This is a genomic window from Thiolapillus sp. (assembly GCF_048562965.1).
Lineage (GTDB): Bacteria > Pseudomonadota > Gammaproteobacteria > Chromatiales > Chromatiaceae > Thiolapillus > Thiolapillus brandeum_A.
Genome location: NZ_JBHNMF010001134.1, coordinates 1 through 850, shown reverse-complemented (window position 1 = coordinate 850; position 850 = coordinate 1). Strand labels below are relative to the sequence as shown.

1 pseudogene is annotated in these 850 nt (G+C 63.1%); it reads right to left on the bottom strand.

Going from position 1 to position 850, the window contains the following annotated elements:
- A pseudogene (gene istA, locus ACOCD2_RS22805) lies at positions 1–752 on the bottom strand (IS21 family transposase); the annotation flags it as partial.
- Positions 753–850 lie beyond the last annotated feature (98 nt).

Here is an 850-nt window from a genome sequence, read left to right as displayed (position 1 = left end):
TGGTAGTCGATACCGGGTTTGGCATGGCGCCATTCGGCATATTCGTAGTCGTCCTGGGGCAATGGCTTGAGGGCCGGTCGATCCAGGGTCTCGTACAGGTCCTGGCGGCTCTCGCGGCGGCCCTGGAAAGGCCGCTGGTTCAGCTGGGGCAGCAGTTCGGCAATGGCCGCGTTGAGCTCGGCCAGGGAGAAGAAGGTTCTGTGCCGCAACCGGGCCAGGATCCAGCGCTCGACCACCTGTACTGCCACCTCTGCTTTGGCCTTGTCTTTGGGTTTGTAGGGCCGGGCCGGCAGTACGGCGGTACCATAGTGCGTGGCCAGCTCGGTATAGGTGGTATTGATCTTCGGTGCATAGCGGCAGGCCTGGGTGACCGCGGCCTTGAGGTTGTCCGGCACCAGCAGCTCCGGCACGCCACCGAAGAAGCGCAGCATGCGCTGATGGGAGCCGATCCAGTCGGGCAGTGACTGGGTCCAGGTCGCCTCGGCAAACGTGTAGCTGGAGGCGCCGAGCACCCCGACAAAGACCTGGGCATGACGAATCTCACCGCTATGGCGATCGATCACCTCGACAGTGGGGCCACAGTAGTCGATGAACGCCTTCTCGCCGGCCTTGTGCAACTGGCGCATGCTACGCTTCTGCCGCTGCCAGGCATGGAGAGCGAAGCGAAGGCTGGTAGACCCCAGTAGCCGCGAGGCCGCACTGTTTTCCCGGCGTGCCTTGCGCCAGAGGGAAAACAAAGTAGGCCTCCGAACGCGTCGTCCAGTCATTGGGAGCCAAGTACGGAGCAGCAACGAGCTTGCGAAGTTGTTGCGTAGTGCTTGGTGACCAGGACGGCTGGGGCACCAATAGG